Consider the following 14,262-nt stretch of genomic DNA (forward strand, 5'->3'; position numbering starts at 1 on the left):
TCAGTTATCTACCCCTACACCAGCAAGCTGAAGAGTGAATTATATATTTACCAGGAAATATTTAAATACAGACACTTATTACACTTACTATTCTAACACCTGAATTGAACCATATGGCCTTGCAATTTCACGGTCAGTCAACGGAAAATTGTAAATTTTCTCATTATTTATTCCCACGCCAACAACGAACTTGCGTGGTTCATCCTCATGTTTCTTTGAAACTAATATATATTCAACAACAAACCTCCCATTATCAGGGAAGTGATAAAAAGAAGGAGGGATACATAATTTTCCATCAGCGATCGTAAGCTCAGGGGAAAAATTAAAGCCCTTTTCCTTCGAGGGAGTTCCGCGCAGATTTATTCCTATGTCAGCAGGTTGATAATCCTGAGCATCTGTAATGTTAAAACATACGTTTTTTCCCTGTTTACTAACAGAAGTGGTTTCATGGGGGATAAACCTATCTCCCGGACCAGGGCATCCGGTTAAAATCACCAGACTCAGACCAGATAAAACAACAGGCCAAAACATAACAAAACCAAAAACTTTCACCATGGGAACCCCCGTAATGCAATTTTGTATTGTTCACGTATTACTGATTCAGTAGTATCACCATCCAGAGTAATAGTTGGATATTTACCGCCCCATAATCGATGCCATATCTTATATCCCTGCGTTTGCAACGTAAAATTATCTGCAATAATCTGGGCCTGTTGCTCCATCGAATATTCACTTAAGAGACGACCATCAAGTGTATAATGATAACTCACCATCCAGCTTGACAGTCCTCTGAAGATGACATTCATCCCCTTTGCACGTTGCCATACGTGCCCCATTTCATGGATAAACATATGTTGAAGATCGTCTGTCGTCTGGGAGAAGTCATCGCAATATTGATCGCGAAAGTAGATCTCCCCATTCGGGCTCATCGCCGTATTCTTATCCTGTAAATTGAAAGGGAGGTAACTTTCCCTGTGGATCCATATTTTCGAATAGTTAATGGTGGATAAAAAAACGGAATGTGCCAGCTGTATCTCCCCGGTCTTAAGCAGCCTGACACCACCTTCCTTGATTCCGAATTGATCCTGCGTTTCTTCACTCATATGTAAACTCCAGCCCAATCCCTTCTTCATCACTCCAGCCGAACGTCAGGGAGTGTGGCTTCTGTTTCGCCGCCATATGCGTTAAAAGCTGCTGGCTAAGCACCGGCAGAATCTGTTGATTGAGCAGGCTGTCAACATTGCGTGCGCCGGTTTCCGGCAGCAGACAGGCCGACGTGAGCGCATCGTAAAGGCTTTCATCGATTTGAGTGGTCAGGCTGTAGTGTCGTTTCAGGCGTTTACTGACCTGTGCGAGTTTCATCTCAACGATGGTACGCATAGCGGCTTCCGCCAGCGGGCGGTAAATCACGGTCTGGAAGCGGGCCAGCAGCGCCGGCTGGAAGTGGTCACGTAAAATCGGGCGCACCAATTCCTGCAGGTCGCCTTCAGTGGCTTCCGGCTGCTCATCGAGCAACTGCATCAGGTGGTCGCTGCCGAGGTTGGAGGTCATCAGGATAACGGTGTTGCGGAAGTCGATTTCACGCCCTTCGCCGTCGCGCATAAAGCCGCGGTCGAAGACCTGGTAGAACAGGTTCATCACGTCACGGTGTGCCTTTTCCACCTCATCGAGTAGCACCACACTGTACGGACGCTTGCGCACCGCTTCGGTGAGGATGCCGCCCTGGCCATAACCGACGTAGCCCGGCGGTGAGCCTTTCAGTTGCGACACGGTGTGCGGCTCCTGGTACTCCGACAGGTTAATGGTAATCAGCGATTTTTCACCGCCGAACAGCACATCCGCCAGCGCCAAAGCGGTTTCAGTCTTGCCGACACCACTCGGGCCGACCAACAGGAACACCCCCTGCGGGCCGTTTTCGGACGTCAGGCCCGTTTTGGCTGCGCGCAAACGCTGGGCGATAGCCTCAAGGGAAACATCCTGACCGACGACACGGCTGCCGATTTCATTTTCCAGCGTCAGCAGTTCGGTCTGCTCGTCTTTCAGCAGGGAAGACAGCGGCACGCCGGTCCAGTCGGCAATCACGTTGGCGACCGTACGAGTATCGACATCCACCTGAACCAGCACATCACCCTGCTGCGCCTGCTCAAGCTGCTGTTGCAGGTCGGAAATTTCAGCCTGCTGGCTGATGCCCTGACGGCTGGCCATCAGCTGCTCTGCCAGCGCCTTTTCGTGGCTGAAACGCGCTTCCTGCTCCCGAATACGCACATCCAGTTCAGCCCGCTGCTGCTCAATGGCACTCAGGCGGTCACCATGACGGTTACGGCCGGCGGCGATATCGTCCAGTAGCGCCTGCTCTTCCAGAGCCAGGGCGGTCAGCTGTGCTTTCAGGCGCACAATTTGTTCAGGCACCGTATCGAGGCTCATTCGTACACGCGCAGCGGCGGTATCCAGCAGGTCAACGGCTTTGTCCGGCAACTGACGACCGGTCAGGTAGCGACGGGACAGCGTGACCGCGGCACGGACCGCTTCATCGGTGATGTGTACGTTATGGTGTTCGGCATAACGGGATTTCAGGCCGCGCAGCATCAGGCAGGCGGTATCGTCGTCAGGCTCGTCGACCTTCACCATCTGGAAGCGACGTTCCAGCGCAGCATCGCGCTCGAAATACTGCTTGTATTCGGACCAGGTGGTCGCAGCAATGGTGCGCAGTTCACCTCTGGCAAGTGCCGGTTTCAGCAGGTTGGCCGCATCCGCCCCACCCGCCTGGTTACCGGCACCGATAATGGTGTGGGCTTCGTCGATAAACAGCAGAACTGGCACCGGCGACTGCTGTACGGCATCGATGACGTTTTTCAGACGCTGTTCGAACTCGCCTTTTACGCCTGCGCCCGCCTGCAACAGGCCAAGGTCGAGGGTGCGCAGGACGACCATTTTAAGCGACTCAGGTACGTTGCCTTCGGCTATGCGCAGCGCCAGGCCTTCGACCAGTGCCGTTTTACCGACACCCGGTTCACCGACCAGGATCGGGTTGTTTTTGCGACGACGCGAGAGAATGTCGACCATCTGACGGATTTCAGTATCACGACCAAACACCGGATCGATTTTGCCCTCCTTCGCCTTCGCGGTGACATCAAGGGTGAATTTATCAAGGGCGTTCTGTAGTGCCGGGTTCAGTTCGCCCTCTTTAAGCTCTGCACCGACCGGGCGGCCAACAAACTCCACTTCACCACCATGGCTTTGTGCCAGCTTCGCTTCGTGTTGCAGCTCCGGGCGTTCATCTGACTGCGCGTCCAGCACTGGGCGAAGCCGTTCCAGCTGGCTCATCCCGAGCGTCAGCAGTGGCCACAGACCATCACAGTGGACAAGTCGCTGGTTTTCCGTCAGCGCCATCAACAGGTGAACACTGCGAATGTGCTCTTCTCCTGCCAGCGAAGCCAGCATCCAGGCTTCCTGCATCAGTTTCTGGATATCGGCAGATAACTGCGGACGGCTGCGTACTGAACGCGGTTGATTATCCAGCCAGCTGAGCAAATCCTGCCACAGCGCATCCATATCCCACTCGTATCGGCGCGCCAGCACCGTCAGGTCACCTTCCCCCTGCTCGAGCAGCTTAAGCAGCCAGTGCTCTGGCACGATTTCCGGGTGAGCGCGGGTCTGGCAGAGTGAAGCCGCGCCTTCCATCGCACGGGCACAGTAAGGGTTCAGACGTCGCAGCAGGATGGCTGGATTTTCCATGGATTTCTCTCTTTGTCAGTTCCTGGACACGCTACCGCCCATCGCTGTTTCCCGTGAGGGGGACCAAAGCGCATTCGGTCGGGCTGGCAGTTTTTGGTTTTCTTTGCTCAACGCCCGCGCGGGCAGAGGTTCAGCAAAGAACAGCGGAAAGGTCACCCCCTCCGCTTAAGAACGAGGATTACGCGATATATGACGCACTAAGCGATTACGCTAAATAGTTCGCGTCACAGGAAGGCGGCAAGGCCATGAGTCCCCGGGAGCATAGATAACTATGTGACCGGGGCGAATGAATGCAGCCAACGCACCTGTGGCGCGAAATATGACGCGTAATCAGGCGGTGGCGCGTTCGTTCCACGAATCGAAATGAATGATGTTGCCGTCTTTGTAGGTCCAGGTGATTTTTTCGTACCGCAGCTCGATGGTTTCGAGGTGGTTATGTTTCTCGTAGGACGGGTCTTTGATGTCATGCATTTTCGGCGCGACTTTCACCAGCTTGACGTTCTCCAGTTTGGTGTTGAAGTACTCAACTTCCTGACCTGCGTCGTTGATTTTGTACCACTTGAATTCCGCAGATTTCAGGGTCTGACCGGTGGTCACAGCCTTGTAAAGGTATGGGCTGGACGAATCGATTTCCTTAGTGAACAGGAACGGGGTGTGGATACGGGTACCGGTCAGCTTGCCAGTGTTGTTATCGGTCGGGATGTACAGGTTATGCTCCTGCGCCACCACTTCGATGCTACCTTCGCGATCCTGAACGTCCACAGACCCTTTAATGTCCGCGCCGCCGTCGTCTTTCAGCCAAAGATAAACAGGAATTGCCATGGAATTACTCTCCATTATGTTGTGATGCGTCATCATCCTGAGATGACGCTTGGGGATTGCCCGGTATATGGCAGGCGTTTGCCTGCGGTACCAGACTGATTTCGACACGACGGTTAAGCGCACGGCCATCCGGAGTGTCATTGGTTGCGATTGGGCGGCTTTCGCCATAGCCCTGCACCGCAAAACAGCTTTCAGGTACGTCGCCGGTGTCACGCATCCAGTCGCGTACCGCTTCAGCACGTTTCAGGGACAGCATCTGATTGAGCCTCGGGTTGCCGGTGGTATCGGTATGGCCGGACACAACAATCAGCCAGCCCGGTTTCGCTTTAACGCCGACCAGCGAGTTCACCAGCATTTTGGTGGATCCGGCTTTCAGCACCGATTTACCCGAATCGAACAGCGACATGCTGTTGAGGCGAAGGGTTTTCGGACCCTGAATGATTTTCTTAATGCCAGGTTGAGGCGGTGGTGGAGGTGCCCAGTCACTGACGGCAGCCTCAACGGGCGGAATCAGGCGCAGTCCCTGATAAAGCCCCAGACGATAACGCAGTGGCTCCCCGCGACGCTGCCAGTCGTCCAGCAATGCGCCATCGGCCCGCAGATGCTGCTGAGCCCGCAGTTTCGGTGCAACAGGCTTACCTGTCAGTTGGTGATACAGTGCAAGATGATCACCAATATTGCGGATGAGGCGCTGGTTATTCATCCAGGATGCCAGCATGGCCAGCGCGAGGAAAATCCCGCCCAGTAGTCCGACGGAGCGCCAGAACACCATTCTGCGGCTGACGCCCCGTTTGCGGGGTAACGCCGACAGCAGCAGTTCAGGCAGCGGCAGTGGCGCAGTGGTGACGGCTGCATCCGGTGGCAGCGCCGTCACGGAGGTGATGTGCTGTTGCCAGAGATTGTCCGCGATACCGCTCACCGGCACCATGCACATGCCCTGAACGCAGGGCTTCATCACCGGCAACTCGCCCTGCCGTTCCAACAGCAACTCATTCACAGCGCTATTCTGCCAACCAAGCAGACTGTCCAGCCACAAGCCCTGATTCAGACGGGAAAAGCGCCCGTCTGACTCGGTATCCCGGCTCCAATCCGTCATTGACACATTGCCAGGACCGGGCTGATAGACCTGAATACCGGTTCGTGGACTTATCGTGGTAAACCAGACCGGCTCTGCATCCGCGCAGACCGCAGGTGGCGATACCCAGGTCACGGTCCACAGCGGGGGGATCGTACCGATTGCTCGACGGCACAGTACCAGAGCACGCTGCCAGCCTCGCAGAGACTGGGTAAAATCCACACGTGATGTATGCTTCTCAGGTATCACCGCCAACATGACGGAGATTTGCGACACCAAAGCTGGGCGCGCAAGGCTCAAGTGCTCCGCAAAGAGTGTCAGCTGTTCCGCATCCTTCACCCACAAATACCAGCCTTGCCGGGTTTCACGGTGACGGGATCCGGACACAAACAGTGGGGCGTTGTCACCACAGACCAGGATCACAGCCCCCTGAAAATCCTCCGGCGGCAGGTTTTCATCCACAATCTCCCTGACAGCGGTCGCCCGCGCCTGATAAATCCGACACTGACGCCAGAACATCACCCCGGCCACAAGAATAACCAGCAGGCTGAGTGCTACACGGCTGCCCGTGGACAGTGGCCAGAATCCCAGGATGAGCCATAGCGCCAGTACGACACCCAGGGCAGTTAACAGACTTCGGTATGCGTCACGCATCGCTTACCCCGGCCTGACGGTCTGGCTTACCAGGTCGGTAAGCGAAGACGAAAGGAAGAACCAGAGAGCCGCCAGGGCGACAGCGGCCACAACCCAGGTCAGCCAGTACCCGCGACTGCCACTGCGCAGGCTTGAGGCCCGGGCGACAATGGGAGCGTCCTGTGCCAGCGTGAAGGCCGGCACCCGTTCCGCGAGTTCGCGAACAATATCTTCCCGACGCTCATCATCCTGGGCGCGATATTGCCCCACGAACCCCAGCTGCACGGTCCGGTACATACAGGTCAGGACGGCCGCGTCAGCAGCGGTTTCTTTCAGCAGGTTGCGGATCCGTTCCCACAATTCTTCGCCTGCATTGAGAGTGCCAAAGAAGTGTGCCTGCAGCGGGTCACGACGCCAGATCAGGTAACCATCATCGGTGGTTCCCCGGTTCATCACGCTCTCATCAAGTAGTGCACACAGGGCATACACCATATGGTCACGGCTGATGTCGCTGTATCCTGCCTCCGTGAGCGCCGCTTTCACCTCCTGCACCAGACGGCAGGCCCGGCGGTATAGGCCTTCCCCGTCACGGACTTCCTGACCGCCCCGCAGCTGACTTGCCATCAGCCAGCCAGGGTAGAAGAGTCGTTCGATCTGGCTGAGTTCGGTTTTATTCATGTGCGCAGTACCGCAAAGAGTTCAAGATTCACATCCCCCAAAGAGCGCGGGGTATAGAACGTGCAACTGCCCATATTTAGCATCGCGCGTGCCGCCTCAGTACTCAGATCCAGTGAGAAATACTGGTTCTCAAGACGTAACGGGATAGCGGCTGGAACATGGGTCAGCGGCTTGATAACCATTCCGCTCAGGGCCACATTCACCACCTCTGACACATCATCAAAGCTGCCCGCTTTACACAGCTGTGGGAATTTCGTCTGAAGTTCATGGTTCGGCATGGAAGAGCGAACTGAGAGGTAGAAGTCCGCCCCTTCGCGCAGGCGCGCATCGTGCAGGGCACCTTTCCAGATTTGGTCCTGATGCTCCAGGCGGATACTCACCACCCGCGACGGCAGGCTCGCTTCCAGCAGCTTATAGAGCAGTACAAGTAACGGAGGGAATACCTGTTCCGGGGCATCGTGCTGATAAACAGGAATATCCCCGGCTTCATGTTCCAGTGAGAACGTCAGCAGACTACCTGCCAGACGGGTCATTTCGCGGTACAGCAGCTCCGGGTGACGATCCGGTGTCTGCAGCAGTTCGGTCAGCACCGGCTCGGCGCTGTTCAGGGCATTGAGCAGCCAGAACAGGGAGACATCCGCGACAGCAAAGTCGGCCATCCGCTCATTGCTTTCACGGCGCATGGCCATAAGGCGATGGCGGCGGGCCTGTAGCCGGATCAGCAAATCACCCAGTTCGGTAGTCAGCAGCGGGCTTGCAGCAATAGAAAGCATCGGCGGGATGAATGCCGGGTCCCTGCTCCACTGCCCCTGAGCATTACGTACCAGACGAGCCACCGGACAGGTCAGGTATGCCGTGTTTTTCTGGCTGGACAGACGAAGGGTCAGCGCATTACGCAGAATGGCCAGCTCACCACTTTCATGCCCGGCAAGTTCCTGCACCACCACCCGCTCAGTTTTCCAGCGACGCGGGCGCTCACTGTCCTGGCCATTATCGAGGTTACCGCCACTGGCGCTCAGTAGCGGCAGCGCGACAACCACGTCAACAGCCCCACTGCCGACTGCAACAGACAAATCACAGACTGGGGGAAGCGTGTCTGCCAGGTCGGTATCAACAAGTGTACCGTCTTGAAAACGCACCACCAGACGGGTGGCATTCAGGCGCGAGAGAGCCAGCGCGGCATCATCAAATTCAGCCGCAACCACGCCCCAGGGATGAGAAATACCCATCCGGGCGACCATCTCGGCAACGTGCTCACTCCAGCGAGCCTGCTGCTGAAACTGTTGTGGGGCCAGCATGGCCCCCTCAGTCCATAACGGACGGTAAATTTTCATCCCTGATTTCCCCTCGCCTTACGCTTTCGCTTTTGGCATCTGGGAAACCAGAGACAGGTTGACGTCCATGCCTTCCACCTGGAAATGCGGGATGGCGAACAGCCTGACGCGGAAGAAGCCCGGATTATCTTCGATATCTTCGACAATCACTTTGGCATCACGCAGCGGGTGGGATGCCTGCAGCTCGTCACCCGGATCGGTCATTTCCGTGACCAGCCCGCGCACCCAGGTGTTCAGCTCCAGCTCCAGCAGGCGGCGATCCTTGGTGGTGCCGATGTTTTCACGCTGAATCAGCTTCAGGTAGTGCGCAATGCGCGACAGCAGGAAGATGTACGGCAGACGTGCGTTGATGCGACTGTTGGCCGTGGCATCGGCGGTGTCGTACAGCGCCGGTTTCTGCGTCGAGTTGGCGGAGAAGAAGCACGAGTAGTCGCGGTTTTTGTAATACGACAGCGGGATAAAGCCAAGGTTAGCGAACTCAAACTCACGGGTTTCCGGGATCATCACCTCAGACGGGATTTTCACCTGATTACCCGTGCCGAGGTCGTACAGATGGATCGGCAGATCCTGGACGGCACCACCGGCCTGCGGGCCACGGATCTGCACGCACCAGCCGTTGTTGATAAAGCTTTTCACCATGTTGGCGGCGAAGGCGAACGAGGCATTGGTCCACAGGTATTTATCGTGGTCCGGGCCTTTCACCTCTTCAACGTAGTTAAAGCTGCGCACCGGCACGGTGTCCGGGCCGTACGGCAGGCGACCCAGCACGCGCGGCATCACCAGGCCGATATAACGGGAGTCGTCGGTTTCGCGGAACGACTTCCACTTGATGTATTCGGCGCGATCGAAGTAGTTGCCGATATCTTTAATTGCCGCCACGTCTTCCATATTGTCTTTCAGGAAGAACTGCGGGCCGGCGGAGCCGATAAAAGGCATATGTGCGGAAGCCGCGACTTTCGAGATGTTGCGCAGCAGCGCCACGTCCTGCGCCGAGGCGTCGAACTCGTAAGAAGAGATCAGTGCGCCAATCGGCTCGCCGCCAGGGGTGTCGTATTCGGCAATATAGGTGTGTGCGTACAGCCCGCTCTGGATGATTTCCGGCGCGTCTTCAAAGTCCTGCAGCAGGTCCGCTTTCGACAGGTCCAGCACTTCGATCTTCACGTTCTGACGGAAATCGGTTTTATCGACCAGCGACTTCAGGCCGCGCCACAAGGATTCCACCTGCTGGAACGCGTCGTGATGCATTACCGCATCGAGCTGACGGCTGATCTGCCCGTCAAGCTGGGCGATATGGTGGTCCAGCAGAGTTTTATCGAGCTTCTCAACCGTTGAACCTGACTGATTCAGGCACTCAACCAGCACCTTCATCGCCGCAGTGACGCGCTCATCGACGCTGGCATCGGACATCGCCTGATTGTCCTGCCAGATATTCAGGTCGCTGAGATGCGTCACCGGGCTGAGATTGATTTTTTCAAACAGTGAGGCATATACGCCGCCCGCAACGGGGCGATCCAGCACGGTGGTGGCACCGGCAGAGGAGGTTTCATTTTGAACAGACATCAGCATTCTCTCTATATCATTCCGTGAAGGGGGATCAGGCTTTTTCAGGCGCCAGCGCAGACAGTTCGCTACGCAGTTCGTCACTCAGGGCCGGGTTTTTCAGAATGGTTTCCAGCTCTTTACGGAAGGTGACGTTATCCAGCAGGTTGGCTTTCAGGTCGCGCAGCAGGTTGCGCATCGCCAGCATGGCTTTGAGTTGGGGGATCTGTCGGGCGACCTGCTCCGGGGTGAAGTCTTGCATCTCGCGGAAGATCAGTTTGACGTTCTCTTCGCTGCCATCGCCGGCGAGGGTGTTTTCTACCGAGATGTTGAGGGCCGGGGAGAACTCTGCCAGCACGCTGTCGAAGTTGTTCTTGTTAACGTTGATCTTTTCACGTTCAGAAAGTACCCGCTGTTCCTGACCGTGACTGAAATCGCCAGTTACCAGCAGTTTTAGCGGCAGTTCCATTTTTTTCTGGGCATTACCGGTGTGGACATCAAGTTTGATATTTACACGCGCTTTTGGGATTTCGTTCTGATAAGAGTTGCTCATATTTATTCCTGTAAAAATGGGCGCAGAAAGCAGGCACCAGGCACACTCCCCCGGTGTTTACAGGCAAACTATATAGGAGTCTGTTAAATGTGAGCAATATCTAATGACCTTCAAAAGCCACTGATTTTGTTAGGAATTTTCCTACAATTTGAGTTAAGTTGCTGATTAGAATAGTTAATGCGCCATAGGATTATTCTAAAAAAAATAAATTATTATGATACCGCACAAAATGTAGTACGAAAGAAAGCGCCGCCGACAAATAAATAACATAAATTTAACTATTTAAATAAGTTATTGCCAAAAGTAAAATTAATTCACCTATATATTGAGTGGACCTTTTGCGCGATACACAGTATGGGAGGCTGATAAGTAAGGAGCACCTCAGCATGGGACTAAAACGAAATTAATCCCTATCCAACAAATATTTAACATTCTTACGCTAAAAAACCGCGCTAACGGACTTGATCGCTGACCGCAAATGATAATACTGTATTTATATACAGTAAATTTGCGAGTCACCACCATGAATCTTATCCAGCTTGCCGAAGTGCGGGAAAGCCTGCATCTGCCAATGTTCCTTGCCCGCGTGCCCTGTGGGGCGCCTGTTGCGGCCGGGGATGATGTTGGTCAGCGTCTCGATCTCAATAACCTGCTGATCCAGCGTCCAGACTCGACCTACTTTATTAAAGTCAGCGGCGAGTCAATGAAGGATGCCGGGATCAACGATGGCGATTTACTGGTGGTGGATAACTCACTGACGGCTGGCCATGGCGATATCGTGGTCGCCGCTATCGATGGTGAGTTCACCGTAAAAAAATTGCAGCTGCGGCCCACGGTGCAGCTGATCGCGATGAACGCACGCTGGGCACCGATTGTGTTGTCCGGGGAAGATAAGCTGGAGATATTTGGCGTGGTGACCTTCACCATAAAAGCGATGGAATAACACAGAGGCCGGTATGACTGAGTTGATTAAACATGATGTTACGGGTGAGGTACTGGCTTCTCATGCGGCCAGCTTTCCCTCTCCTGCGCGCCACGAAATCAAATTTCTGTTCAGTAAATTGCACGATTTGGTGCCGACGAATCACGACTGCTACCTGACCTCCTGCAACGGCACGCTGTGCATTATTGACCGTTATCGTCCGGCGGTTGCCGGCAGCCGCGTGCTGGTAGAGCTGGATGGCAGCTGCAGCTGGGCACGGGTCAGGCAAAATCCGCCACAGCTGGTCACCGATGACGGCGAGATCATTGAAGGTGAGCTGCTGGATGACGCGACGGTGATAGGCGTGGCCATTCGTGAAGTGGTTTCCACTTATCTGGCACCGCGTCCCTGCCTGTAAAATCAGCGGTATGGGTAAAAAGCAGCCGCACAGAAATCACAGTTTTTTGCCGATGTGCTCTGTAGTATGGAACCTTCAGGCCCAATCAGGCGGCGGCCTTAGCGCGGCCGCTGCTGGACAGGTTACATTCAGGAGCAGTTCAGATGGTGAAGGATTCAGGCGTCATTACCCGGCTGGAGCAGGTATTGGGTAAAGAGCAGGTGCTGACCCGTGAGGACAGCAAAGCGTATTACACCAAAGGCTTCCGCGTCGGCGGCGGCAACGCGCTGGCAGTGGCCATTCCGCAAACGCTGATGCAGCTCTGGCAAGTGCTGCAGGCCTGCGTCGCCTGCGACACCATCATTCTGATGCAGGCGGCCAATACCGGCGTGACCGGCGGCTCAACGCCGGATGGCGCAGATTACGACCGCGAGGTGGTGATTGTCAGCACCCGCAGGCTGAAAGGGGTGCAGGTGATCGACCAGGCCCGCCAGGTCCTTGCCTTCCCCGGCAGCACGCTGACCGAACTGGAAAAGGCGCTGCTGCCTCACGGTAAAGAACCGCACTCGGTGATCGGTTCATCCTGTATTGGCGCGTCGGTTATCGGCGGCGTCTGTAATAATTCTGGCGGCTCGCTGATCCGCCGTGGACCTGCCTTCACGGAAAAATCGCTGTTCGCGCGTATTAATGCGGATGGCTCACTGCAACTGGTCAATCATCTGGGTATTGAGCTGGGCAGCACGCCAGAAGAGATGATTGCTAACCTGGAATCGCAGCAGTTCACCACCGGCACGGCGCCAGACTGGGAAGGTAAAATCTGGGCCGATGATTACGCCGCAATCCTGCGTAATGTCGATGCCGACACGCCAACCCGCTACAACGGCAACGCGCAGTACCTGCATGACAGTTCCGGCAGTGCCGGCAAGATCGCGGTCTTCGCGGTGCGCCTGTCGACGTTCGATGCCAGCGACCGCACCCGCACCTTTTATATCGGCACCAATGATGAAACCGAGCTGGTTGCCCTGCGGCGTTATCTGCTGGAAGGGCTGTCGGAATTGCCGCTCCAGGCGGAATATATCCACCGCGATGCGTTTGACCTGACCGTGCGCTACGCCAAACATATGTACTGGGCGATCAACCGCTTCGGTCCTGAAGCCCTGCCGCAGCTGATGGCTAACAAAGCGAAATGGGATATACGGGTAAAAAACCTGAAGATCCTTCCTGCAAACTTTGTCGATAAAGTGCTGCAGTTTGCCAACAATGTGACGCCAAAAGGAGTTGCGCCACGCATTCTCGATTACCGCGAGCGTTTTGAGCACCATCTGATGATCAAAGCGGAAGCGCGCCATGCCGATGAGTTGCAGCGGTTGCTGCACACCTTTTTCTCCAATCGGTCGGGTCAGTATTTTGCCTGCGACGCGCGCGAAGAGCGGGATGCTTTCCTGGTGCGTTTCGGCGTCGGCGGCTGCACCATCTCGTATTGCGACTATAAAGGCATTAATACCGATCGGCGGCTGGTAGCCTTTGACGTGGCATTACGTCGAAACGATACGGAATGGCGAATTAAATTACCGCAGGCGTTGCAGGATCAGGTACAGGAAGACTCGTGCTGTGGGCACTTCTTCTGCTTTGTGAATCATCAGGACTATATTTTGAAACCTGGCGTGGATGCGCTGGCGTTTAAACATGATGTGCTGGAATACCTCGATCGGCGTGGCGCGAAATATCCGGCGGAGCATAACGTCGGCCATCTTTATCACGCGTCCTGTGAACATGAGTCGCATATGCGTCAGCTCGATCCGACCAACAGCTGTAATCCGGGGATTGGCAAAACCAGTAAGAAGAAATTCTGGTTGTAGCCCAGGCAGGGAAATCGCAGAAGAGGACGATAAGCAGTGCGGAAAGCAGGCCTTCCGCACTGAAAAAGCTTATTTCGCGTAAGCTTCGGTAGAAATAGTCAGCTTCACGTCATCGCTGACGGCTGGCACATATTTATCCAGCTTGAAATCAGAGCGCTTGAAGGTGGTGGTGGCATCAAAGCCAACCGCCTGCTTCTTCACCATCGGATGCATACCCTGCTTGTTCAGCACCGCGTGCAGGATCACCGGCTTGGTAATATCTTTGATGGTCAGGTCGCCGTAAACGTCCATTTTATTTTTCCCTTTGCTGACCACTTTGGTGCTTTTGAAGGTCGCGGTTGGGAATTTAGTCACGTCGAAATACTCAGCACCTTTAAATTCGGTGGTCAGCGCATCAACATGGGTATTAATGGTGTCAACCGGAATGGAAACATCCACTTTTGATTTCGCCACGTTGCTATTATCAAAATCAATATTACCGGTGATGCCCGATAAATCAGCTGTAGGATGCGAAAAACCAAAGTGCGTCCAGGAGACGACAACCGAGGTGTGGCCTGAATCCATCGCATAGCTTTCAACAGCAGCCGCAGAGAACTGAGAATATAACGCAGCGGTAATTAATAACGGAACGGACATTTTTTTGATTAAGGACATCAATCTAGCCTTTATTTTCGCGAAGTGTACCGCTGATAGTGCAAGATTAATCTCTGTACCG

The 14,262-nt window shown here is 54.8% G+C and carries 13 protein-coding genes; 3 read left to right on the top strand and 10 right to left on the bottom strand.

Annotated elements, in window-relative coordinates:
- Positions 1-87: 87 nt before the first annotated feature.
- The 9 genes from AC1UKS_RS20145 to tssB form a co-directional block, all read right to left on the bottom strand.
- Positions 88-555 carry a putative T6SS immunity periplasmic lipoprotein gene (locus AC1UKS_RS20145; protein ID WP_482434999.1) on the bottom strand — a complete coding sequence of 156 codons (468 nt, stop codon included), beginning with the start codon at positions 553-555 and terminating at the stop codon, positions 88-90.
- Entirely contained in the window at positions 549-1,103 is a 555-nt protein-coding gene (locus AC1UKS_RS20150; RefSeq protein WP_482435001.1) for a type IV secretion protein Rhs, read from the bottom strand. The genes AC1UKS_RS20145 and AC1UKS_RS20150 overlap by 7 nt, the downstream gene beginning before the upstream one ends.
- Complete coding sequence (gene tssH / locus AC1UKS_RS20155; RefSeq protein WP_482435002.1) at positions 1,096-3,735, bottom strand: type VI secretion system ATPase TssH; 2,640 nt, start codon at positions 3,733-3,735, stop codon at positions 1,096-1,098. The genes AC1UKS_RS20150 and tssH overlap by 8 nt, the downstream gene beginning before the upstream one ends.
- A gap of 330 nt (positions 3,736-4,065) precedes the next feature.
- On the bottom strand, positions 4,066-4,557 hold the full coding sequence (gene hcp, locus AC1UKS_RS20160; RefSeq protein WP_482435004.1) for a type VI secretion system effector Hcp: 492 nt from the start codon (positions 4,555-4,557) through the stop codon (positions 4,066-4,068).
- Between the two features lie 4 nt (positions 4,558-4,561).
- Positions 4,562-6,286, bottom strand: a complete 1,725-nt coding sequence (locus AC1UKS_RS20165) for an OmpA family protein (RefSeq protein ID WP_482435005.1) — start codon at positions 6,284-6,286, stop codon at positions 4,562-4,564.
- A gap of 3 nt (positions 6,287-6,289) precedes the next feature.
- A complete protein-coding gene (tssL, locus tag AC1UKS_RS20170) occupies positions 6,290-6,943 on the bottom strand; it encodes a type VI secretion system protein TssL, short form (RefSeq protein ID WP_482435006.1) in 654 nt (217 codons plus the stop codon).
- On the bottom strand, positions 6,940-8,277 hold the full coding sequence (gene tssK / locus AC1UKS_RS20175) for a type VI secretion system baseplate subunit TssK (protein ID WP_482435007.1): 1,338 nt from the start codon (positions 8,275-8,277) through the stop codon (positions 6,940-6,942). The genes tssL and tssK overlap by 4 nt, the downstream gene beginning before the upstream one ends.
- A gap of 18 nt (positions 8,278-8,295) precedes the next feature.
- Positions 8,296-9,843 (bottom strand): type VI secretion system contractile sheath large subunit, encoded by a 1,548-nt coding sequence (gene tssC / locus AC1UKS_RS20180; RefSeq protein ID WP_482435008.1) that lies wholly within the window; start codon positions 9,841-9,843, stop codon positions 8,296-8,298.
- Positions 9,844-9,871: 28 nt separating this feature from the next.
- Positions 9,872-10,369 carry a type VI secretion system contractile sheath small subunit gene (gene tssB, locus AC1UKS_RS20185; protein WP_482435010.1) on the bottom strand — a complete coding sequence of 166 codons (498 nt, stop codon included), beginning with the start codon at positions 10,367-10,369 and terminating at the stop codon, positions 9,872-9,874.
- A 523-nt stretch (positions 10,370-10,892) separates the two neighbouring features.
- Here tssB and umuD point away from each other — a divergent pair.
- The 3 genes from umuD (at position 10,893) to dld (ending at position 13,547) form a co-directional block, all read left to right on the top strand.
- A complete protein-coding gene (umuD, locus tag AC1UKS_RS20190) occupies positions 10,893-11,312 on the top strand; it encodes a translesion error-prone DNA polymerase V autoproteolytic subunit (protein WP_482435011.1) in 420 nt (139 codons plus the stop codon).
- A gap of 13 nt (positions 11,313-11,325) precedes the next feature.
- Positions 11,326-11,709 carry a hypothetical protein gene (locus AC1UKS_RS20195; RefSeq protein WP_482435012.1) on the top strand — a complete coding sequence of 128 codons (384 nt, stop codon included), beginning with the start codon at positions 11,326-11,328 and terminating at the stop codon, positions 11,707-11,709.
- Positions 11,710-11,852: 143 nt separating this feature from the next.
- Entirely contained in the window at positions 11,853-13,547 is a 1,695-nt protein-coding gene (gene dld / locus AC1UKS_RS20200; RefSeq protein WP_482435013.1) for a D-lactate dehydrogenase, read from the top strand.
- 69 nt (positions 13,548-13,616) lie between these two features.
- Here the strand turns inward: dld and AC1UKS_RS20205 are convergent, their stop codons facing one another.
- Positions 13,617-14,201: a YceI family protein gene (locus AC1UKS_RS20205; RefSeq protein ID WP_482435014.1), complete on the bottom strand. Its 585-nt coding sequence runs from the start codon at positions 14,199-14,201 to the stop codon at positions 13,617-13,619.
- Positions 14,202-14,262: the final 61 nt, after the last annotated feature.

Source organism: Erwinia sp. AK-PDG3-5 (assembly GCF_056821705.1).

Coding starts and splice junctions, on each gene's coding strand:
- AC1UKS_RS20145 (WP_482434999.1), bottom strand. CDS start 555: ATGGTGAAAGTTTTTGGTTTTGTTATGTTTTGGCCTGTTGTTTTATCT.
- AC1UKS_RS20150 (WP_482435001.1), bottom strand. CDS start 1,103: ATGAGTGAAGAAACGCAGGATCAATTCGGAATCAAGGAAGGTGGTGTC.
- tssH (WP_482435002.1), bottom strand. CDS start 3,735: ATGGAAAATCCAGCCATCCTGCTGCGACGTCTGAACCCTTACTGTGCC.
- hcp (WP_482435004.1), bottom strand. CDS start 4,557: ATGGCAATTCCTGTTTATCTTTGGCTGAAAGACGACGGCGGCGCGGAC.
- AC1UKS_RS20165 (WP_482435005.1), bottom strand. CDS start 6,286: ATGCGTGACGCATACCGAAGTCTGTTAACTGCCCTGGGTGTCGTACTG.
- tssL (WP_482435006.1), bottom strand. CDS start 6,943: ATGAATAAAACCGAACTCAGCCAGATCGAACGACTCTTCTACCCTGGC.
- tssK (WP_482435007.1), bottom strand. CDS start 8,277: ATGAAAATTTACCGTCCGTTATGGACTGAGGGGGCCATGCTGGCCCCA.
- tssC (WP_482435008.1), bottom strand. CDS start 9,843: ATGCTGATGTCTGTTCAAAATGAAACCTCCTCTGCCGGTGCCACCACC.
- tssB (WP_482435010.1), bottom strand. CDS start 10,369: ATGAGCAACTCTTATCAGAACGAAATCCCAAAAGCGCGTGTAAATATC.
- umuD (WP_482435011.1), top strand. CDS start 10,893: ATGAATCTTATCCAGCTTGCCGAAGTGCGGGAAAGCCTGCATCTGCCA.
- AC1UKS_RS20195 (WP_482435012.1), top strand. CDS start 11,326: ATGACTGAGTTGATTAAACATGATGTTACGGGTGAGGTACTGGCTTCT.
- dld (WP_482435013.1), top strand. CDS start 11,853: ATGGTGAAGGATTCAGGCGTCATTACCCGGCTGGAGCAGGTATTGGGT.
- AC1UKS_RS20205 (WP_482435014.1), bottom strand. CDS start 14,201: ATGTCCTTAATCAAAAAAATGTCCGTTCCGTTATTAATTACCGCTGCG.